The 20705-nt window shown below is 66.6% G+C and carries 19 protein-coding genes; 6 read left to right on the forward strand and 13 right to left on the reverse strand.

The genetic code is table 11. The features are described 5' to 3' along the window. The first annotated feature begins 13 nt into the window (after nucleotides 1-13). Entirely contained in the window at nucleotides 14-862 is an 849-nt protein-coding gene (locus G6N58_RS12660) for an oxidoreductase (protein ID WP_115278465.1), read from the forward strand. Here the strand turns inward: G6N58_RS12660 and G6N58_RS12665 are convergent. After that, nucleotides 852-1433 carry a carboxymuconolactone decarboxylase family protein gene (locus G6N58_RS12665; RefSeq protein ID WP_115278464.1) on the reverse strand — a complete coding sequence of 194 codons (582 nt, stop codon included), beginning with the start codon at nucleotides 1431-1433 and terminating at the stop codon, nucleotides 852-854. The genes G6N58_RS12660 and G6N58_RS12665 overlap by 11 nt on opposite strands. Before the next feature lie 83 nt (nucleotides 1434-1516). Here G6N58_RS12665 and G6N58_RS12670 point away from each other — a divergent pair, with 83 nt between their 5' ends. Beyond that, the gene (locus G6N58_RS12670; protein WP_115278463.1) at nucleotides 1517-2542 is read left to right on the forward strand and encodes a LacI family DNA-binding transcriptional regulator; all 1026 of its coding nucleotides are present in this window, start codon (nucleotides 1517-1519) and stop codon (nucleotides 2540-2542) included. On the opposite strand, the gene G6N58_RS12675 is transcribed toward G6N58_RS12670, so the two are convergent. From G6N58_RS12675 to G6N58_RS12685, 3 genes are read right to left on the reverse strand one after another with little or no spacing between them, the layout of a single operon-like run. Next, nucleotides 2520-3896, reverse strand: coding sequence for an NADP-dependent succinic semialdehyde dehydrogenase (locus tag G6N58_RS12675; RefSeq protein ID WP_115278462.1), 1377 nt, complete (start codon nucleotides 3894-3896; stop codon nucleotides 2520-2522). The two genes, G6N58_RS12670 and G6N58_RS12675, sit on opposite strands and share 23 nt — an antisense overlap. A 24-nt stretch (nucleotides 3897-3920) precedes the next feature. Further along, complete coding sequence (locus G6N58_RS12680; RefSeq protein ID WP_115278461.1) at nucleotides 3921-4580, reverse strand: GntR family transcriptional regulator; 660 nt, start codon at nucleotides 4578-4580, stop codon at nucleotides 3921-3923. 7 nt (nucleotides 4581-4587) lie between these two features. After that, a complete protein-coding gene (locus tag G6N58_RS12685) occupies nucleotides 4588-5112 on the reverse strand; it encodes a VOC family protein (RefSeq protein WP_068915017.1) in 525 nt (174 codons plus the stop codon). Between the two features lie 148 nt (nucleotides 5113-5260). Here G6N58_RS12685 and G6N58_RS12690 point away from each other — a divergent pair, with 148 nt between their 5' ends. Beyond that, nucleotides 5261-7447, forward strand: a complete 2187-nt coding sequence (locus tag G6N58_RS12690; protein ID WP_115281550.1) for an alpha-ketoacid dehydrogenase subunit alpha/beta — start codon at nucleotides 5261-5263, stop codon at nucleotides 7445-7447. Then, nucleotides 7447-8703, forward strand: a complete 1257-nt coding sequence (locus G6N58_RS12695) for a dihydrolipoamide acetyltransferase family protein (protein WP_115278460.1) — start codon at nucleotides 7447-7449, stop codon at nucleotides 8701-8703. The genes G6N58_RS12690 and G6N58_RS12695 overlap by 1 nt, the downstream gene beginning before the upstream one ends. A gap of 43 nt (nucleotides 8704-8746) precedes the next feature. On the opposite strand, the gene G6N58_RS12700 is transcribed toward G6N58_RS12695, so the two are convergent. The 9 genes from G6N58_RS12700 to G6N58_RS12740 all read right to left on the reverse strand — a co-directional run bounded on the left by G6N58_RS12700 (nucleotide 8747) and on the right by G6N58_RS12740 (nucleotide 18476). Then, nucleotides 8747-9823, reverse strand: a complete 1077-nt coding sequence (locus tag G6N58_RS12700) for an SDR family oxidoreductase (RefSeq protein WP_115278459.1) — start codon at nucleotides 9821-9823, stop codon at nucleotides 8747-8749. 81 nt (nucleotides 9824-9904) lie between these two features. Further along, complete coding sequence (locus tag G6N58_RS12705; RefSeq protein ID WP_115278458.1) at nucleotides 9905-11296, reverse strand: M24 family metallopeptidase; 1392 nt, start codon at nucleotides 11294-11296, stop codon at nucleotides 9905-9907. A 45-nt stretch (nucleotides 11297-11341) separates the two neighbouring features. Then, nucleotides 11342-12130 (reverse strand): SDR family NAD(P)-dependent oxidoreductase, encoded by a 789-nt coding sequence (locus G6N58_RS12710; protein ID WP_115278457.1) that lies wholly within the window; start codon nucleotides 12128-12130, stop codon nucleotides 11342-11344. A 22-nt stretch (nucleotides 12131-12152) separates the two neighbouring features. Continuing rightward, nucleotides 12153-12923: an SDR family oxidoreductase gene (locus G6N58_RS12715; protein WP_115278456.1), complete on the reverse strand. Its 771-nt coding sequence runs from the start codon at nucleotides 12921-12923 to the stop codon at nucleotides 12153-12155. Next, nucleotides 12920-13990 carry a 2,3-butanediol dehydrogenase gene (locus G6N58_RS12720; protein ID WP_115278455.1) on the reverse strand — a complete coding sequence of 357 codons (1071 nt, stop codon included), beginning with the start codon at nucleotides 13988-13990 and terminating at the stop codon, nucleotides 12920-12922. Before G6N58_RS12720 ends, G6N58_RS12715 begins: the two co-directional genes overlap by 4 nt. Before the next feature lie 10 nt (nucleotides 13991-14000). Then, nucleotides 14001-15008, reverse strand: coding sequence for an ABC transporter permease (locus G6N58_RS12725; protein WP_115278454.1), 1008 nt, complete (start codon nucleotides 15006-15008; stop codon nucleotides 14001-14003). A 15-nt stretch (nucleotides 15009-15023) separates the two neighbouring features. Beyond that, nucleotides 15024-16472, reverse strand: coding sequence for a sugar ABC transporter ATP-binding protein (locus G6N58_RS12730; protein ID WP_163908139.1), 1449 nt, complete (start codon nucleotides 16470-16472; stop codon nucleotides 15024-15026). An 85-nt stretch (nucleotides 16473-16557) separates the two neighbouring features. Beyond that, a complete protein-coding gene (locus tag G6N58_RS12735) occupies nucleotides 16558-17331 on the reverse strand; it encodes an SDR family NAD(P)-dependent oxidoreductase (protein ID WP_115278452.1) in 774 nt (257 codons plus the stop codon). After that, nucleotides 17328-18476: a sugar ABC transporter substrate-binding protein gene (locus G6N58_RS12740; protein ID WP_163908141.1), complete on the reverse strand. Its 1149-nt coding sequence runs from the start codon at nucleotides 18474-18476 to the stop codon at nucleotides 17328-17330. The genes G6N58_RS12735 and G6N58_RS12740 overlap by 4 nt, the downstream gene beginning before the upstream one ends. A gap of 353 nt (nucleotides 18477-18829) precedes the next feature. Between G6N58_RS12740 and G6N58_RS12745 the strand changes: the two genes are divergently transcribed. Next, a complete protein-coding gene (locus tag G6N58_RS12745; RefSeq protein ID WP_163908143.1) occupies nucleotides 18830-19456 on the forward strand; it encodes a cupin domain-containing protein in 627 nt (208 codons plus the stop codon). 7 nt (nucleotides 19457-19463) lie between these two features. After that, the gene (gene lhgO, locus G6N58_RS12750; protein WP_115278450.1) at nucleotides 19464-20669 is read left to right on the forward strand and encodes an L-2-hydroxyglutarate dehydrogenase; all 1206 of its coding nucleotides are present in this window, start codon (nucleotides 19464-19466) and stop codon (nucleotides 20667-20669) included. Nucleotides 20670-20705: the final 36 nt, after the last annotated feature.

Raw genomic sequence — 20705 nt, forward strand, 5'->3', positions numbered from 1 at the left:
CAAGGAGAACACCATGACCACTCTGTTCGTCACGGGCGTCAGCAGCGGCCTGGGCCGCGCCTTCGCCACCGAAGCCCTCGCTGCCGGACACACCGTCGTCGGGACCGTCCGCAGCCGCGCTGACGCCGACGCCTTCGAGGCCCTTCAGGCGGGCCGAGCCCACGCGCGCCTGCTCGATGTCACCGACGACGCCGCCGTGGTCGAGACGGTTGCCGACATCGAGCGCACCGTAGGGCCGATCGACGTCGTGATCGCCAATGCCGGCTACGGCGTGGAGGGCATCTTCGAGGAGACTCCGCTCTCGGAGTTGCGGGCGCAGTTCGCCACCAACGTCTTCGGAGTTGCCGCGACGCTGCAGGCCGTGCTGCCCTACCTGCGGTCGCGGCGCCGCGGCCATCTGATGGCCGTGACGTCGATGGGTGGGCTGATGGCGGTGCCCGGCATGTCGGCCTACTGTGCCAGCAAGTTCGCCGTCGAGGGACTGCTGGAGAGCATCGCCCAGGAGGTTGCGGGGCTGGGAATCCACGTCACCGCCATCGAACCCGGGTCGTTCCGTACTGACTGGGCGGGCCGTTCGATGACGCGCGCGCAGCGGTCCATCACGGACTACGACGCCCTCTTCGACCCGATCCGACAGGCCCGCATCACCGCCAGCGGAAACCAGCTGGGTAACCCCCGCAAGGCCGGCCAGGCCGTACTGGCGATTCTCGACGAGGCAGCGCCGCCGCGGCATCTGGTGTTGGGCTCCGATGCGCTGCGGCTGGTGCGCACCGCCCGGGCGGCCGTCGACCGCGACATCGACCAGTGGGAAAATCTCTCCCGCAGCACCGATTTCGCCGACGGCGCGCAGCTCAGCTCGTGAACGTCGCGGCCACTTCCGGCGCGAGCCCGGCCACGCCGCTGCTGTCGAGATCCCCGTGCTTGATACCCAGCGTCTTGAGGAACTTCTGCTGGCCCATGGTCAGGCCGATGAAGTAACCCAACTCGACGATCTCGGGCTCGGTGAAATTGGCATGCAGCGCCTCCCAGACCGTGTCATCGGCCATCCCCGGATCCCAGGCGATGGCTTCGGCCAGCAGCAGGGCGGCCTTCTCGCGGGGTGAGAACTTCTCGGAGTCGCGGAACTCGATCACGTCGTCGAATTCGCGTTCGGTCAGCCCGGCGGCCAGGTGTGACCGTTGGCCGGCGCAGTAGCCGCAGTCCAGTGACTTGGCCACGAACACCCGCGCGAGCTCCTTGATCGAATGGTCCAGGACACCTTCCCGGAACACCGTCTGCCAGGACTGATTGAACGACCGCAGCACGGCGGGCACGTGGGCGCGGATGGCCTGGCTCTCCACCCGGGGCGTGCCGAAGCGGCGGGAATCGGCGATGTAGCCGGCGAGCTCGGGGTCGGTGATCGAGTCCGGATCCACGTAACTGATGCGCGGCATGGCGGGTCCTCCAATGTTTGGCAATCGATTGCCAAACACTGTACTCAGCTGGGGACGCAGCACAAGGTGTCTAGGCTTGTCGGATGCCGAAGCCGACCATCCAGGATGTCGCCCGCGCTGCCGGCGTCCACCCGGCAACGGTGTCGCGGGCACTCAATCCCGCACTGGTCGGCCGGGTTACCCCGGCAACCACCCGCCGGGTGGAGGAGGCCGCCGCCCGCCTCGGATACGTGCCCGACGAGTTCGGCCGGACCCTGCGCACCCGCCGGTCCCGCATGATCGGCGTCGTGGTGCCCGACCTCGGCAACCCGGTGTTCCCGCCGATTGTGCGCGGCATCGAGGACACGTTGCGCACGGCCGGCTATGCGGCCCTGATCGCGAACACCGACGACAGTGCCGACCGGGAGGAAGAGCTGCTGCGTACTCTGACCGCCCGGCGCTGCGACGGTTTCATCATCGCCTCCTCGCGCCGCGACGACCGGGCGGTCGTCGACCTCGTCAACACGAATACGCCTGTGGTGCTGGTCAATCGTCTGCTGGACGTGGATGCGGCCGCGGTCTCCGGCGACGACGCAGCGGGCATGGTGGCCGCCGTGGATCATCTGGTGGCACTCGGTCACACTGCAATCGCCCATGTGGCCGGTCCGGTGAGTCTGTCGATGACGGGGGTGCGAAGAACTGCTTTCGAGACGGCAATCGAGGCCGCAGGCCTGGCGGTGGACCCGGAACTCATCGAGCATGCGCAGCGCTACGCCGCAGACGAAGGCAAAGCGGCCTTCTCTGCTCTGCTGGACAGACGGATTCCCACCGCGGTGATCGCCGGCAACGACATGATCGCGGTCGGTTGCTACGCGGCGCTACGCGAGCGGGGGATCCCCTGTCCGGCAGAGGTTTCAGTGATCGGCTTCAACAACATGCCGCTGTCGGATTTCCTGGACCCCGCGCTGACCACCGTGGCGATCCCGCAGTACGACATCGGCGCGCGGGCAGCGCAACTGGTCCTCGACCTGATCGCCGACCAGCCGCGCAGCCACGTTCTGGTGCCCGTCGCGCTCCTGGTGCGCGGCTCCACAGGCCCGCCGCCGGTCAGGCCTTCCAGACGGTCTTGAGGTTGCAGAACTCGCGGATGCCTGCGGCGGCCAGCTCGCGGCCGTAGCCGGAGTCCTTGATGCCGCCGAACGGCAGCTCGGGGTAGGAGACCGTCATGCCGTTGAGGAACACCGCGCCGGCATCCAGGGCGCCGACGAACCAGTCCTGCTCGTCGGCGTCGTTGCTCCACACCGCCGAGCTGAGCCCGAAGGTGGTCTGGTTGGCCACCCGCACCGCCTCGTCGCGGTCGGCGACCCGGTACACCGAGGCCACCGGACCGAAGGTCTCCTCCATGACGATGCGCATGTCATCGGTGAGACCGGCCAACACCGTGGGGTTGTAGTACCAGCCGGGCCGATCCGGCGCCCCGCCGCCGGCGAGCACCTCGGCGCCCTTGGCCACCGCGTCGTCGACCAGGTCGGCGACATCGGTTCGGCCGGATTCGGTGGCCAGCGGGCCCACGTCGGTGGACTCGTCCATCGGGTCCCCGACGGTCAGCGCGTTCATCTTCGCGACGAACGCGTCGACGAATTGGTCGTAGACGTCGGTGTGCACGATGAATCGCTTTCCGGCGATACAGGATTGACCGTTGTTGGAGACCCGGGCCTTCACCGCGGTGGCGGCGGCCGCCTCGATGTCGGCGCTGGGCATGACGATGAACGGATCGGAGCCGCCGAGCTCCAGCACTGCCTTCTTGATGACCTGACCGGCGGTGGCCGCCACCGAGCGACCCGCCGGCTCGGACCCGGTGAGGGTGACGGCCTTGACCCGGGGGTCCTCGATCACCGCGGCCACCTCACGCGAGCCGATCAGCAGGGTGCGGAACGAGCCGGTCGGGAATCCGCCCCGCTCGAACAGCTCGTCGAGGTACAGCGCGCTCAGCGGAACGTTGGAGGCGTGCTTGAGCAGTCCGGTGTTGCCGGCCATCAGCGCGGGGGCGGCGAACCGGATCACCTGCCACAGCGGGTAGTTCCACGGCATCACCGCCAGCACCACGCCCAGCGGCTGCCACACCGTGCCCGCCGAGGCGGCGTTCACCGACGACGGATCGTCGAGTGCCTCGGCGCCCAGGAATGACTCGGCGTTGTCGGCGTAGAAGTGCATGTTCTTGGCACATTTGAGCACCTCGGCCCGGGACTGGGCGATCGGCTTGCCCATCTCCAGGGTGATCATCTCGGCGGTCTTGTCGACGTCGGCCTCCAGGATCTCCGCCGTCGCGTGCATCCAGGCGGCGCGCTGGGCGTAGGTGGTGCTCTTCAGCTGGTGGAAGGCGTCGTGGGCGGCGGCGATGCGCTGCTGCACTTCGTCGGCGGAATGCGCCTCGAAGGTCTCGACGGTCTCACCGTTGGCGGGGTTGATGGTCTCGATTGCCATGGAATTCCTGTTCGTTGCCGGGGACTATTCGAAAACTTCTGGGTGCCGGGCCAATTGGCGGCGGGTACGGCGGATGTGGCCGAGTAACACCCGCTCGGCCTCGTCGTGGTCGCGCTCGCGCAGGGCTGCGACCAACATGTGGTGCTCGTCGTGCACGATGCGGTTGCTGTCGTCGTCGAGCAGCCGCGTGAAGGCGCGGCGGTAGTGCTGGGTGGTGTTCCACAGCCGCTCCACCGTCGGGCCGAGGAACGTGGTGTCCGCACCGGCGTAGCTGCCGAGGTGGAACTGCCGGTCCAGCTCGAGGAACTGTTCGACATCCCGGGTGGCGCGCATCTGATCGGCCAGCTCGGCCAGCCGCGTGATCTGGAACTCCGAGAGGTTCGCCAAGCTGTAACGCAGCAGCAGCGGCTCGATGCGTTCGCGGACCTGGTACAGCTCGACACATTCGTCGAGGCTCAGCTGGGCGATCCACGAGCCGGCGTTGGCCACCGAGGTGACCAGGCCGTCGGCTTCCAGAATGCGCAGGGCCTCCCGCACCGGGACGCGGCTGGCGCCGTACTCGTCGGCCAGTTCCACCTGACGCAGCCGGGTGCCCGGTGGATACACCCCGCGCAGGATGGCCTGACGGAGTTCGTCGGCCACCCGGGCACCGGTGATGCCGTCGCGGATCAAGGGTTGTGTCATCGGGTGTTCAGTCTGCCGGATGATTCGGATTCCACAGCAGCACTTGCGCGTCTGCCTCGTACGCTTTGCCGTTCGGGAAGCTCACGAGTTCGAACTGCATGCCCCAGGGGCTGCGGAAGTAGACCCAGTGCTGTCCCTCGCTGGCGTTGCGGCTGGCGGTCGGCTCGCCCATCACCTCGATGCCTTCGGACCGCAGGTAGGCCACGGCGGCATCCATGTCGTGGACGTAGAAGGCGAGATGGTGGCCGCCGATGTCGCTGTTGCGGGGTTGGGGGGCCTGGCCGTCGGCGGGCTCGTATTCGAACACCTCGAAGTTGGCGCCGGTGCCGCACCGGTAGAAGCGCAGTTCACGCATCACCGTGCGGGGGTGCACGCCGAGGTGCTCCTGCATCCAATCGTCGTCGTGCGCATAGGGACCCAGTGTGTAGACGTGGGTGCAGCCCAGGATCCGCACGAAGAAGTCGTGCGCCTTCTCCAGGTCGGGGACCGTGAAGCCGATGTGGTCGGTGCCGACGAGGCCGGGGAGCGGCATGGTGCGAACCCTTTCGAAGGTGCCGTAAAGTGCATCCAATCAAGAGTGAGAGTACCGGCTCAACCCGCAGAAAAGAACCCTCTCTGGCCAAAGTGTATCCAATCGGGTTATGGTTGGGATGCGCATCACACCGATGGAGATGAGGCTCATGCCAACCGAAACCCGCCTGGAAACCGGCTCGCCCTGGATCGAACTGGCGACCACCGCCGAGGACTGGAAAGCCGCTGACCCGGCACTGCTGGCCACCATGCTGGCCGAGCTGCACCTGATCCGGGCCTTCGAGGAGACGGTGCTGGAGCTGGCGGGCGAGGGGCTGGTGCACGGCCCGGCGCACTCCAGCATCGGGCAGGAGGGCGGTGCGGTGGGATCCATCGTCGGCCTGCGCTCCGCCGACGCGGTCAACGGCTCGCACCGCGGCCACCACCAGTTCCTGGCCAAGGCCCTGACGCATGTCTCCGGCGGGGTGATCGATCCCGCCGCGGCCGTCACCCCGAAGATCCAGCGCGTGCTGCAGCAGACGCTCGCCGAGATCCTGGGCCTGGCGCAGGGGTATTGCCGGGGCCGCGGCGGCTCGATGCACCTGCAGTGGTTCGAAGCCGGCGCCCTGGGCACCAACGCCATCGTCGGCGGCGGCGTACCCATGGGTGCGGGCAACGCCTGGGCGCAGAAGCACAGTGGCACAACGGACCTGACCATCAGCTACTTCGGGGACGGCTCCAGCCAGATCGGCTCGGTGCTGGAATCGATGAACCTGGCCGCGGCCTGGAAGCTGCCGTTCTGCTTCTTCATCGAGAACAACCTCTACGCGGTGTCCACCCGCGTCGACGAGATCACCGCCGATCCAAGGCTTTCGGTGCGCGGGCAGGGCTTTGGCATCCCGGGTTGGCGGGTGGACGGCATGGATCCGCTGGCGGTGTACCTGGCCACCGAAAAGGCTGCCGAGCGGATGCGCAACGGCGAGGGTCCCGCCGTCATCGAGGCCGAGGTGTACCGGTTCTTCCACCAGAACGGCCCTTACCCGGGTAGCGCGTTCGGCTACCGCGACAAGGCGGAGGAGGCGTCCTGGCGCGCCCGTGACCCGCTGGAGAAGACCGCTTCCGAGATGATCGCACTGGGGCTGATCGACGAGGCCGGCGTGGCCGAGCTGCGCCGCCAGGCCCAGCAGGCGATGACGGACGCGGTGGCCCAGCTTCTCGAAGCCGACCCCGAGACCGAGGGCAAGCGCCGCATCCGCCCCGAACTGTGGCCCGATCCCGGCTTCGTCAACGTCGGCGTCCGCGGCGATGCCAGCGAGCTGGATTCCCTCGAGGTCCTGGAGCCCACCAACTACAAAGGGCCCTGGCGTAAAACCAAATTCGTGGAGGCAGTCTCCGGTGTGATGGATCGCCGGATGGCCACCGATGAGCGCATCGTCATCTTCGGCGAGGACGTGCACCGCCTCGGCGGCGGTACCAACGGCGCCACCAAGGGACTGGCCAAGTACGGCGACAACCGCCTGGTGGGCACCCCCATCAGCGAGAACGCCTTCACCGGTCTGGGGGGCGGTCTGGCACTCGACGGCCGGTTCCGGCCGGTGGTGGAGTTCATGTACCCCGACTTCATGTGGGTGGCCGCCGACCAGGTGTTCAACCAGATCGGCAAGGCACGGCACATGTTCGGCGGCGACAACCCGGTGCCGTTCGTGCTGCGCACCAAGGTGGCGATGGGCTCCGGCTACGGGTCGCAGCACCTGATGGATCCGGCCGGCATCTTCGCCACCAGTCCCGGCTGGCGCATCGTCGCCCCGTCCTGCGCCGCGGACTACGTGGGTCTGATGAATGCCGCTCTGGCGCTGCAGGATCCGGTGCTGGTGATCGAGCACATCGATCTCTACGCCAAGGCCGACGAGGTGCCTGACGTGGAGCTGGACTACATCATCGCGCCCGGCACCGCGGCCGTGCGCCGTACGGGCAACGACGTCACCGTGATCAGCTACCTGTCGATGGTGGCGCACTGCGCCGAAGCCATCGAGCAGACCGGCATGGACGCCGAACTGATCGATCTGCGCTGGCTGGACCGCGCCTCCATCGACTGGGACACCATCGAGGCCAGCGTCAAGAAGACCAACGCAGTGCTGATCGTCGAGCAGGGCGCCCGCGGCAGCTCCTACGGGGGATGGCTGGCCGACGAGATCCAGCGCCGTCTGTTCGACTGGCTGGACCAGCCGGTGGAGCGGGTCTCTGGAGGCGAGGCGTCGCCGTCCATCTCCCGGGTGTTGGAGCGTGCGGCCATCGCCCGCACCGAGGAAGTGGTGGCCGGCCTGAAGAAGATCCGTATCGGGATGGGTGATCACTGATGGCCACCGTCGTCCGTATGCCCGAGGTGCTGGCCAACACCAGCGAGGCAATCATCCAGACGTGGCTGGTGAGCGTCGGGCAGGAAATCAACGTCGGTGACCCGATCGCCGAGATCGAAACCGAGAAGGCCGTGGTCGAGTACGCCGCCGAGGTCGCAGGCGTGTTGGCCCAACTGATCGCCGAACCCGGCGTCACCATCGCCGTCGGTGAGCCGATCGCTGTGGTCGGCGCCCCCGGGGAGACGGTCGAGGCCAACATCGACACCCACACCGACACCGAAGCGCCCCGGGACCCGGAGTCCGCCGCGCCGATTCTGGAGGCTCCCGCGCCGGAACCGGTGCAGGCAGCGGCCGCAGACCAAGGGGCGCCGGCGACCAACGGCCGACGGTTGTTCGCCACCCCGTTGGTACGCAAGATCGCCAAGGAGAAGGGCATCGACCTGCACTCCGTCACCGGGACCGGACCGGGCGGTCGCATCGTGCGCCGGGATCTCGAGAAGCTCCCGGCTGCCACACCCGCAGCGACGCCGACCCCGGTTGCGGCGCCGCGGGCCGACGAGTCCGTGACTGCGCAGGTCGGGTTCACCGACATCCCGCTGACCGGCATGCGCAAGGCCATCGCGCGACGGCTCACCGAGAGCAAGACCACGGTGCCGCACTTCTACGTCACGGCGGACTGCCGGGTGGACGCGCTGCTGGAGCTGCGCAAGACCGTCAATGCCGCAGGCCCGGTGAAGGTGTCGGTGAACGACTTCGTGATCAAGGCCGTGGCCGGTGCGATGATCGAAGTCCCCGAGGCCAATTCGATCTGGAACGGGGATTCGATCCGGCGCTTCGACAGCGCTGACATCGCCGTGGCCGTCGCGGTGGACGGCGGACTGCTCACCCCGGTGATCCGCGGGGTGGATCGCCTGCCGATCTCAGGTATCTCGGCGCAGGTCGCCGATCTGGCCGGGCGCGCGCGTGAAGGCAAGATCAAGCAGCAGGAGCTCAAGGGCGGCAGCTTCTCGGTGTCGAACCTCGGCATGTACGGCGTCGGCGAGTTCTCGGCGATCCTCAACCCGCCGCACTCCGGCATCCTGGCCGTCGGCGGTGCCATGCAGAAGCCGGTGGTGACCGACGGTGAGCTCGCCGTCGCGACGGTCATGACCGTCACGCTGTCTGCCGATCACCGGGTGATCGACGGGGCGGTGGCCGCGCAGTGGATGGCCGCGTTCGTCCGGCGAATCGAAAATCCGGTGACGATCCTGATCTGAGAGCGGGGCCGCGGGGACGGTCATCCGCCCCCGCGGCCCGACCTCACGGGATCAGTCTGGCGGCCCGGTACTGCGCCACGGTATCGGCCAGCGACTGCGGGGTCGCCCGGAAACCGTCGAAACCCGCGCTGCGGGCCTTGGTGGTGTCGGTGAGGCATTCGATGTCGCGACCCAGATCGGCATCGGTGTGCCACCACGAGGCCAGCCGGTCGACGTCGTGCTCGACCAGGCCATGGCGGGCGGCAATGTCCTTCCAGACGGATGCGGCATCGTGCATCTGGTCTTCCAGCGGCCGCGGCGCCGTGTCGAAACCCACCGGGGTCACGTCGAAGAGGGCAGCCAACTGGGGCCACAACCAGCGCCACCGGAACACGTCGCCGTTGGCAGTGTTGAATGCCTGATTGTGGCCGTGGGGAGACGCTGCCGCCCAGATCATCTGATCGGCCAGCAGGGTGGCGTCGGTGACGTCGGTCAGGCCGTTCCACTGGGTCTCGGATCCCGGAAAGATGAAGGGGCGGCCGGTCTCTCGACAGATGGTGGCGTACACAGACAGCGTCAGCACCATGTTCATGGCGTTGCCCACCGCGAAACCGCACACGGTGTGAGATCGGTGCACACTCCAGGTGAATCCCATCCGCTGCGCCGCGGCGAACAACTCGTCTTCCTGCGCATAGTAGAAGTTCGGTGACGGCAGCCGGGGCTCGGATTCGTGGAACGGGGTCTCGGCCTGCACACCGTTGCCATAGTCCTCGAACGAGCCGAGATAGTGTTTGAGCCCGGTCATCAACGCGACATGCTCGACCGAACCTCCGGCCTCCAACGCGACCAAGACGTTTCGCAGCAAGGCTGAATTCACCGCGATGTTGGCGGCCTCGTCGGATTGGCGCATCCACGCCGTGACGAACACCGCCTCGGGCCTGATGTCAGCCAGCGCTTCGCGTAGTTGACCCTCGTCGAGGAGGTCTGCCGTCACAGGGATCGCGTCGGCGACCGGCAATTCTGTCCTGCGGGACAGCCCATAGGTGCGCCGGCCGGCAGCTACCAGTCGACGGCAGATGGCCTGCCCCGAGATGCCGGTGGCACCCACTACCAGCGCGTCACTTCTGTCCGAAACGTTCATTGGTTCTCCTTCTCGTGTTGTCAGACAGACGCCGTCGAGGCGGACACCCGTCAGAGCGTCCGCCTCGAGTGGTCGGTGCCGTCATGGCGTGCTGATCGTGCTCTCGCCCCGGCCGATCGAGGTGTTCAGGTGCGACTGCGAATCACGCAGTGTGGGCAGTGCACCTCCCACGGTGAAGTAGCGCTGACCCGCGACCAGCAGGTCCTCGGCGGGGAACTTGGTGATGACTTCGCAGCCGGTGGCGGTGACCACCAGTTCCTCCTCGATTCGGGCCGCACCCCAGCCGTCGGCTGCCGGCCAGTAGGTCTCCAGTGCGAAGACCATGCCTTCCTCGAGTACCTCGGGGTGATCGAATGACACCAATCGGGAGAAGATCGGCTTCTCCCAGATCGACAGACCGACGCCGTGCCCATACTGCAGCGCAAAGGCGGCCTCCTCGTCGGCGAAGCCGAACTCCTGCGCTTTCGGCCAGACCGCGACGATGTCGGCGGTGGTGGCACCGGGACGCACCAGGGCTATTGCCGCGTCCATGTACTCGCGTGCGCGGGTGTAGGCGTCACGCTGGGCGGCTGAGGCACTGCCGACGGCGAACGTGCGGTAGTAGCACGTGCGATAGCCGTTGTAACTGTGCAGGATGTCGAAGAACGCCGGGTCGCCGGGGCGTAGGATGCGGTCGGAGTACACGTGCGGGTGCGGCGCGCACCGTTCACCGGAGATCGCGTTCACACCCTCGACGAACTCCGAACCCATGTCGTACAAGCTCTTGCTCACCAGGCCGACGCATTCGTTCTCCTTGACCCCGGGACGCAGGAACTCATAGAGCCGGTCGTAGGCGGCGTCGACCATCGAGCAGGCCTGGGTGAGCAGACCGATCTCGTCCCGGGTTTTGATGCGCCGGGCCTCGAGGAACACCTGCTGGCCGTCGGTGACGGTGATGCCGGCGTCCTGCAACGCCTTCAGGATGGGCAGTTCGATGACATCCACTCCCAGCGGATCACCCAGGAGTCCGTAGGCGTCCAGTTCCGCGCGGACCTTGCGCGCCACCTCGTCGGCGATACCCGCATCGGGGTGGAAAGCGCCGCGCAGCGTGGAGATGCCTGCGCGGGCACCGCTGGGCTGGGTCATCTTCGCGCCGTGGTGTGGGCCGTGCGGGTCGGCGTCGGATTCTGCTTTGGAGTAGTCCAACCACGGATTGTAGAGCTGGTGGTGCTTGGCCGCGGAACCGAAATCCCACACGATGGGCTCACCACCGCGGACCAGCAACGCGAACCGGATCAGCTTGTCCACCGCCCAGGTACCGATATGGGTGGCGCTCATGTAGCGGATGTTGGTGAAGTCAAAAGCCAGTACCGCGCCGAGTTCGGACTCGTCGAGTTTGGCCTTCAAGCGGGCCAGCCGCTCATCGCGGAGCCGGTCGAAGTCGAGGCGCTGTTCCCAGTCGACGGCGTTGGTTCCGTAGGTGGCGATGCCCATGGTCGTGTGGTCCTATCTGTGAAAGTATCTACGTGTGTGAAGGATTCAGACGAGGACCATGCCACCGTCCACAGCCATCACTTGTCCGGTGATGTAGTCGGAGTCCGGTGCGGCCAGGAAGATCGCGGTGGGGACGATGTCCGCCGGGGTGGCGGCGCGACCGACCAGGGCTCCGGAAGCGAACGCGGCGAACGCATCTCCGGGCTGCTCGGCGTCACCGATGGCCACCAGATCCTTGTCCAGCTGCTGCCATAGTGGAGTGTCCACCACGCCGGGAGAGAACCCGTTGACGGTGATGGATTGGGCCGCCAGTGCCCGCGCAGCCGCCTGGATGATCGCAATGACGGCGAATTTGCTTGCGCTGTAGGGCGCGAAGCTGGCATAGCCCTCGCGACCGGCGATGGAGGCCGTATTGACGATCTTTCCGGGCCCGCCCTGGGCGATCATCTGTGTGGCCGCCTCCTGCGTCCCGATCAGCACGCCGAGGGCATTGACGTTCATCACCGTGTGCCAGCTGTCCTCGGTGATCTCCAGGAAAGGCTGGGGGATGTTGAGGCCGGCGTTGTTGAACATCACGTCGAGGCGGCCGTATTCGGACACCGCGGTGGCGATTGCAGTCCGAACCGACGCCCGGTCGGTGACATCGGCGACGGCGGCGCAGGCGCGTCCGCCCTGAGCGACGATGGCGTCGGCCACCGCATGGGCGCCGGCCGAGTCGCGGTCGACGACGGTGATCAGCGCGCCTTCTGCGGCCAGGCCATGTGCGAGGCCCGCGCCGATACCGCGGCCTGCGCCGGTGATGACGATGGACTTGTCGGTGAGTCGGTCGGTCATGAGAACTCCTGGTGGAAGACGGTCAGTGAAAGACGACGCCGCCGTTGACATCCAGCGAGGCGCCGGTGATGTAAGCGGCCGCGGGGGAGGACAGGAAGAGGATGGCGTTCGCGATGTCCTGCGGTGCGCCGGCCTTCTCGAGCGGGATCTTGGCCCATTCCGATTGTTTGATCTCTTCGAACGAAACCCCCCGTTCGGCGGCTTCGGATTCCAGGGCCGCGCGGTGCATGGCGGTGTCGATGTTGCCCGGGCACACGGTGTTGGCCCGGATCAGCGGAGCGAGTTCCTGAGCCAGGGCCTGGGTGAACACGATGAGTCCGGCTTTGGCGGCGCAATAGGCCGCAAAGTAGGCGTGTCCGGATCGGCCCCACCACGATGAGACAGCCGTGATGGCACCCCCGCCGTCCTGCTTGAGCAGAGGGACCAGCGCGTGCGTCATCTCGTATGCACCGGTGAGGTTGACGTCGATGACCCGCCGCCACTCGGTGGGGGTGAGGTCGGCGATGCCGGCCGCGGTCTGCACGGTGCCTGCGACCAGGGCCAGGGCGTCGAGTCGCCCGAAGTCGGCGGCGACCTGCTCGGCCAGCGTGCCCACCCGAGAGGTCTGCGTGATGTCGGCGGTGTACGCCCGCACCGTGAGATGGGGGAACTCGGCGGCGAGATCCGGGGTGTGGGAGAGGAAGCGGTCGTCGGCGTCGACGAGGGCGACCGAAGTCCCGGCTTCCAGGAACGATCGCACCACCGCGCGGCCGATCCCACCGCCTGCACCGGTCACCAGAGCGGTGGTGGTCACGTGTCACCACCGACCCGGACCAGAAGCTTCTGCGCGTCGCCATCGGGGTCGAGCAGCCGGTCGAATCCACGTGACACGACGTCGTGAACGTCGATGATCTCGGTCAGCACGCGCTCCACCGGATAGCGACCGGAGGCGACGAGGGCGATGATCCGCGGCCAGTCGTACACCGGGTAGCACCACGTTCCGGTCAGGGTGAGATCCCGGTTGGACAGCGCCATGGGGTCGATGGCAGCGGGTTTGACGTGTAGTCCGACCTGGGTGACGGTGCCGGCGGAGCGGACGCTGGCCAGCGCGGCGTTCAGGCCGGGTTCGCTGCCCGAGCATTCGGCAGCGACATCCACCCCGACACCGTTGGTCAGGTCCCGGACGAAGGCGGGCACGTCTGTTGCCGTCGGGTCGACGACGGTGACCCCGCCCAATGCTTCGGCCAGTGCGCGCCGACGTGCATTCGGCTCGGAAACAATGACTTTCGAGGCTCCGCCGGCCTGCGCGTACAGCGCCGACAGTGCCCCGATGGGTCCGGCTCCGGTGATCAGGATGGTGTCACCGGCGCCCATCCCGGTCTGGTCGACGCCGTAAGCCGCGACCGCCGCCGGTTCGATCAGCGCACCCTGAACATTGTCCACCTCAGGTGGCAGCACACTGACCTGCTGTTCCTGCACCACCACCAGTTCGGCGATACCTCCACCGTCCCAGCTCAATCCGGTGCAGGCCATGACCACACACAGGTGATTGAGGCCGCGCCGACAGTAGTAGCACTGACCGCAGGTCACCAGGGGCATCACCGAAACCCGATCTCCCACTTTCGTGCTGGTGACCTCGGAGCCGATGTCGACCACCTCGGCGGAGAACTCGTGGCCCAGCACCTGCGGCGCGTTGGCGCCGGTCAACGCGTGGGGTTCGGTAGGGATCACGATGGGGCCGAACGCGTACTCGTGCAGATCGGTACCGCAGATCCCACAGAAGAACGGCCGCAGGAGCACGTCCCTGGGACCGACCGGTTGTGGGGCCGGGACCTCCTCGACGCGGACGTCGTGACGGTTGTGGAACACGGTGGCGAGCATGGCTGTCCTCCTACTTGACCAGGGTCATCTTGCGGCGGTCCATCGTCAGTGCGACCGCAGCGATGACAACCAGACCTTGAACGACGTTCTGCAGGAACGGATCGACCGCCGCGATCACCATGCCGTTGCCGAGGATCGCGATGATCAGGACGCCGGTGACGGTGCGCAGCGGACCCCCGATTCCGCCCGAGAGCGGGGTGCCGCCCATGACCACCGCGGCGATGGCCGGTAGCAGGAAGGGCTCTCCCATGTCCGGGCTGGCGCTCTTGGCGCGCACCAACTGCAGCAGGCCGGCGATACCGACCAGGAAGCCGGAGATCATGAAGGCGTACACCTTGTAGCGCCGCACCGGCACGCCGGACAACCTCGAGGTCTTCTCGTTGCCGCCGAGCGCATAGAGGTATCGCCCCAGCCGGGTGCTGCGGGCAACGATGATCGCGACGACGAGCACCAGGATGGCCCACAGCGCGATCACGGGCAGCCCGAGGAAGGTGCCGGTGAACAGATTGACAAACCCACCATCGGTGAGTGGTACGGGTGCTCCCCCCGCCATGTAGCTGGCCAACCCGTTGAAGGCGTACAACGTCCCCAGCGTGACCAGGAAGGAGGGCAGTCGACCGTAGGCGATGACCAGCCCGTTGAACAACCCGCAGAGCATCCCGATCAGGGGGAGCAGTACCAACAGCGCACTGATTCCGGTGTACTGCACCATGAGTGCGCCGGAGAACGCGGTGAAGGTGAGGATGGACCCGACGGACAGGTCGATGCTGCCCATCAGGATCACCACCGTCGAGGCAGTGGCGAGGATGAGCAGGACCGAGGACTGCCGCAGGATGTTGAGGAAGTTCTCGTGCCGGAGGAACCGGCTGTCCACCAGAGAGAACGCGATGATGAGCAGCAGCAGTGTCGCTATCGGGGCGATGGTGGACCAGTGCCGTTTGGCGAAGTCGAGCAGGTTCACCCGATCGGCCTCGGGTGGAGGTGCGGACGCCGGGGAGGTGTGCAGGTCGGTTGTCATGTGTTCGTACCTTCGTTAGACCATCGTTGCGATGAGGTCGGATTCCTGGGGTTTGGTGTCGACGTGCGCATCCACGCGGTGGGTGATCACGCCGTCCTTCATGACCGCGATGCGGTTGGACAACCCGATGACTTCCAGCAGGTCGTCGCTGATCAGCAGGATCGCGACGCCGCTGTCAGCGAGGTCGCGGATGATGTCGTAGATCTCCTCTTTGGCGCCGGCGTCGACACCCCGGGTGGGATTGTCCAGAATCAGCATGTCGACGCCGCGGGCCAGCCACCGGGCGATGATGGCCTTCTGCTGGTTACCCCCGCTGAGGCTGTCGATCGGAGCCACGATCGACGCCGCCTTGATCCGCATCTTGCCGAAGTACTCCTTGGCTTCGGTCTTTTCGCGGCCCAGGTCCAGCAGCGGGGTTCTCTGCGACGCGATGCGTGCGAACGAGATGTTCTGCGCCACGGAGAACGTGTCCAGCAATCCGTCGTCCTTGCGCTCCGGGGTGACGTAGCCGACCTTCAGGTCGCACATGGTCGCGATCGACGGTCGGGCGATCTGCTTGCCCCGATAACTCAGCGTCCCCGCGGTGACCGGGCGGGCTCCGAAGACCGCGGCACCCAGCTCGCTCTTTCCCGAACCGAGAACGCCTGCGATGCCGACGATCTCACCGGCCTTGATCGACAGGTCGACATCCCTGAAGGCCTGGCCGTCCCCGAGGTTCTCCACCTCCAGCACCGCGTCGCCGGGGGTGGGGCGCTGTCTACCCTCCCGATAGAACTGCGCATCGCGTTCGCGGCCCACCATGAGGTAGTGCAGCTGACTCTCGGTCAGGGTTCCCGTGGATTCCTCTGCGACCACGGCGCCGTCTTTGAAGACCACGATGCGGTCGCTCCACTCCAGTAACTCGCTGAGGCGGTGGGACACGAACACCACGGCACTGCGTTCCTTCACCCGCATGAGCACGGTGCGCAGGAACTCGATCTCGTCGGCAGCCAGGCCGGCGGTGGGTTCGTCGAGCAGGATGATGGGCTCCTCGTGGCCCAGCAGTTCGGCCAGGGCGAAGGCTTTGATGATCTCGAGAACCTGCCGCACCGCAAACGGGTAGTGGTCCACCGCAGCAGCCGGGTCCACCCAGCCGTGGTCGAACCGCTCCAGAAGGTTGCGCACCCAGGCGATTCCAGCGCCGCGCCGGATCAGTCCGGCCCGGATGAAGTGCTGTTCGTGGGACAATACGAAGTTCTCCCACACCGACCGGTTGGGCACCAGCGCGAGTTCCTGGAATATCCGGAAGACCCCGTTGCTGGTGGCTTCCCGGTAGTTGGCGAAGCTCACCTCGCGGCCGTTGACCAGCACATGGCCCGCGTCCTGGTGGTCGGTACCGCTGATGATGTTCAGTACCGTGGACTTGCCGGCCCCGTTCTCGCCGATCAGCCCGACGATCTCACCTCGTCGAACCGAGAAACTCACTCCACGAAGCGCTTTCACCGGACCGAAAGTGCGTGTCACATCTCGGATCTCCAGCAGGGCTGGATTGTGATCTGTCGAGGTCATCTCATACCGCCATGATTCCGCCGTCGATGGTGACCGCCGAACCCGTCAGGTAGCCCACGTCATCGCGCAGCAGGAACAACACCAGCTCGGCGATCTCCCGGGGCTCGGCGTAGCGACGCACCGGGGTGCCTTCGATGAACCGGTCGTGCTCGTACCCCGGGTCGTCGGGGTTGACCAGCAGCTCCGAGCGGGTCATCAGGGGAGTGGCCACCGGCCCGGGACAGATGCAGTTGACCCGGATTCCCTGAGTGGCGACCTCTGCCGCCGCGCTGCGGGTCAGTCCCAGCACACCGTGTTTGGTCACCACGTAGTCGGACCGGTCAGGTGCCGCCTTCAGGCTGAGGATGGATCCGGTGTTCACCACGGCTCCGCCTCCGGCCTGCTGGATCAACGGTAGGACGTACTTGAGGCCGAAGAACATGCCGTCGAGGTTGATGCCCACCACCTTTCGCCATTCGTCGGAGGTGGTGTCGACAATGGACTTGTGCACACCTTCGACGCCGGCGTTGTTGAAGAACAGCTGCGGCGGGCCGACCAGTCCTGTTGCGGCCTCGGCGTAGGTCCGCACCTGAGCCGGGTCGGAGACGTCGGCGGCAAAGGGGTGCACTTCTCCGGCGGCGTCCGATGCTGTCTTCTCAGCGCCCTCGACGTTGACGTCGACGGCCAGGACCCGGGCACCGGCGGCGGCGAGTTCGAGGGCGACCGCTCGGCCGATGCCGCTGCCCGCTCCGGTGACAATGGCACCTTTTCCCGCGAACGTGTTGGTGTTTGTCATTGCAGGATGTCCTTCCCGCCATTGCGGCATTTGGTTCGTACGGTTGCGAAGGGATCGGACCGGTAGGCCGTCGCGTAGCGTTGCGCCACGCGTTCCATCTCTCCCGAGTCGACGGCTTCGGTGTATGCCGCCGGGATCTCGTAGCGAGGCGGCTTCTTGTCGCGCTCCCAGTAGATGTCGATGTCCAAGGGGATCATCGAGTTCTGCGGATCCCAGTCGTCCGGGTGCAGTGCCTGGGACATCAGCTCGTAGTCGAACGGCAGGGGTTTCGACGAATACATCAGGTCGCGGTAGGCCTCGGCAGCCTCGGCGGAGTCGATGATGAAGCCGCCGAAGTTCATCATCCGTTCCGGGGCGGAGAGGGTGACGCCGGCCAGCGCGTCGAACACGCGCACCGTCGAGAACGCTCCGATCCAGGCCCCGTGGTGCGCCCAGGTGGCGAACGCAGTGCCACGGGGGATGGCTTCGAGGAATTCGCCGATGGCGTCGATCCCGACCACCTTGCAGTTCTTGATGCCCCGCGACTCCACCGCCGTGACAGCCGCCATGGCCGAATCATCGTTGGCGCACATGATTCCGGTGACGTCCGGGTTGGCGGTCAGGAGGTTCTCGATCACCGGCTGGGTACCGCCGCGGCTGAACGCGCCCGGCTGGCGCGCCACCATCTCGATACCCGGGTACAGGGCCAGAGCCTCGTCAACACCTGCGGTGCGATTGTCGGAGGCCGAGTTGCCCTTGATCCCCTCGATGTGGATGAACTTGCCCGTGCCGCCCATCTCCTCGAACAGCTGCTTACACAGCTCGCGCGCGCCGGCGACGTCGTTGGCGGTCTGATACGAGTAGTAATAGTCGCCGATGTCGAACGGCGTGCTCCACGGCGCGTTGGACCAGTTGCTCGAGGCGTAGATACCCGAGGCCTGCGCCAGACCGAGGATCTCAGGGCTGGCTGCTGCGGTGTTGGGGAGCGTGCTGATGCCCTGCACGTCCTTGATCGGAGCGGCTTCGAAGACGCTGCGCAGTACGTCGATGTTGGAGTTGTCGACCTGTTGGTCGCGGGACATCAGCAAGGTGGCGGCCGCGAAGGCAGAGCCCCGCGCCCAGCCCTGGAAGTAGTCGTTGTCCAGGGTGTAGAAGCTGTCGACCATCGAGAAGTGTTTGTTCCGAGGATCATTGGGGTCCTGAACGACGGGCGTAGGGAGCGGGCCGAAGTCGACTGCACCCGATGCGTTGGTGCACGCGCTCAACAACGGCAGTGACGCACCCGCGGCAGCGGCCTGCAGGGTGAATCGGAGGAATTCTCGTCGGGAATTCATGGTGCGCGACATGCGCATGGGTGGCTCCTCGCAACTGTGCGTCGGTGTGACCTGCAACACCGTGGATGTTTAACAGCATTTAACGACACGGCGTGCAATGTCAAGTGTTGTGGAACACGAGATTCGTGGCAGAATCGCCCAGGAACGGTTCCACGGGTTTTGACCAGCGGAAAGGTGACGGGAGTTTGGACAACACGGCGCGCGCCATCCGGGATGCGCGCATCCAGGCCGGCCTGAGTCTTCGCGAGCTCGGTTCGCGTGCGGGCGTGTCCGCAAGCCTGTTGTCGCAGATCGAGACGGGTCGGGCGAGGCCGTCGGTCACCACCCTGTATGCGCTGGTGGGGGAGCTGGGACTGTCGCTCGATGAGCTGGTTGCCTCAGACAATGGCTCCGGTCCCGCGCCCAGGACCACCTCGACGCTGGATCGGCAACTGGCGCAACTGGCGTCCCAGCCGGCTGTGGCAGGGGTATCGCCCGTGATGCACCCGGGAGCCAGGCCGGTACTGGAGTTGGAATCCGGCGTGATCTGGGAACAACTCGCCAAGGTGGGTGCCTCGGCCACCGACGCGATCCTGGTGACGTATCCGCCGGGTAGCTCGTCATCCACCACCGGGCGTCTGAGCACCCACACCGGTTACGAGATCGCGTACCTGATCAGCGGAACCCTGGAACTCCAACTGGAATTCGAGACCTACACACTGTCGGCCGGCGATTCCATCGCCTTCGACTCCGCGCGGGTGCACGTCTACCGCAATCCGGGCGACGAACCCGCCCGCGGGGTGTGGTTCGTGACGGGCCGAGAGCAGCACTAGGGGTGTGATGAGCGCTCACGGCAGGGACGCTGCCGATGTTGTCGTCATCGGCGGCGGCATCGTCGGTTTGGCGACGGCGTGGCAGATCCAGCAGCGCCGCCCCGGCATCACCGTGGCGGTGCTGGAGAAGGAGACCGGCGTTGCCACCCACCAGACCGGGCACAACAGCGGCGTCATCCACTCGGGGATCTACTACGAGCCGGGCAGTCTGAAAGCGACGTTGTGCAAGCGAGGCGCGGACGACACCAAAGCCTTTGCGCGTGAACACGGCATCCCGTGTGACACGACCGGCAAGTTGCTGGTCGCCACGGATGACGCCGAACACCAGCGGATGCTGGCGCTGTTCGAGCGGGCTCAGGTCAACGGCCTGGACGTCCGCATCCTGGATGCGGCGCAACTACGCCAGGCCGAGCCGCACATCCGAGGCTGCGGTGCCATCGAGGTGCCCACCACCGGCATCATCGACTACCGGCGGGTGTCGCAGGTGCTGGCCGAGCTGGTGGTGGCCGCCGGTGGCGTCGTGGAGACCGGCGTGGAGGTCACCGGCATCCATGAGTCCGCCGAGCAGGTGCGGATCGACACCGCCGAGAAGACCTGGACTGCGGCACATCTCGTCGTCTGCGCGGGCCTGCAGGCCGACCGCCTGGCGACCATGGCCGGTCTGGACCCGGAGGTGCAGATCATCCCGTTCCGCGGTGAGTACTTCACCCTGCCGCCGTCGCGCAACGGGCTGGTGGCGCACCTGATCTATCCCATTCCGGACCCCGAATTGCCCTTTTTGGGTGTGCATCTGAGCCCCACCATCCACGGCACCCTGACGGTGGGCCCGAATGCGGTGCTCGGCTTCGCGCGCGAGCGGTACGGCAAGGGTGCGGTGACGCCGGCGGATGTGGCGCAGTACCTGCGTTTCCCCGGGATGTGGAAACTGGCCAGAGCCAACGTCCGCACCGGTGCGCGCGAGTTGTCCAACTCGTTGTTCAAGCGCGGCTATCTGGCGCAGTGCCGCAAGTACTGTCCCGAACTGACACTCTCGGATCTGGTTCCGATGGAGGCCGGCATCCGCGCCCAGGCGGTGCGCCGGGACGGCACGTTGGTGCACGACTTCCTGCTGAAGACCACCGCGCGCAGCATTCACGTGCTCAACGCGCCGTCACCGGCGGCCACGTCGGCGCTGCCCATCGGCGAGACGCTGGCCGCGCAGCTGTACCCCTGAGGTATTCCCGGCGGACGGGGGTAGAGGTTGTGCCTG

The organism is Mycolicibacterium tokaiense (assembly GCF_010725885.1).
Lineage (GTDB): Bacteria > Actinomycetota > Actinomycetes > Mycobacteriales > Mycobacteriaceae > Mycobacterium > Mycobacterium tokaiense.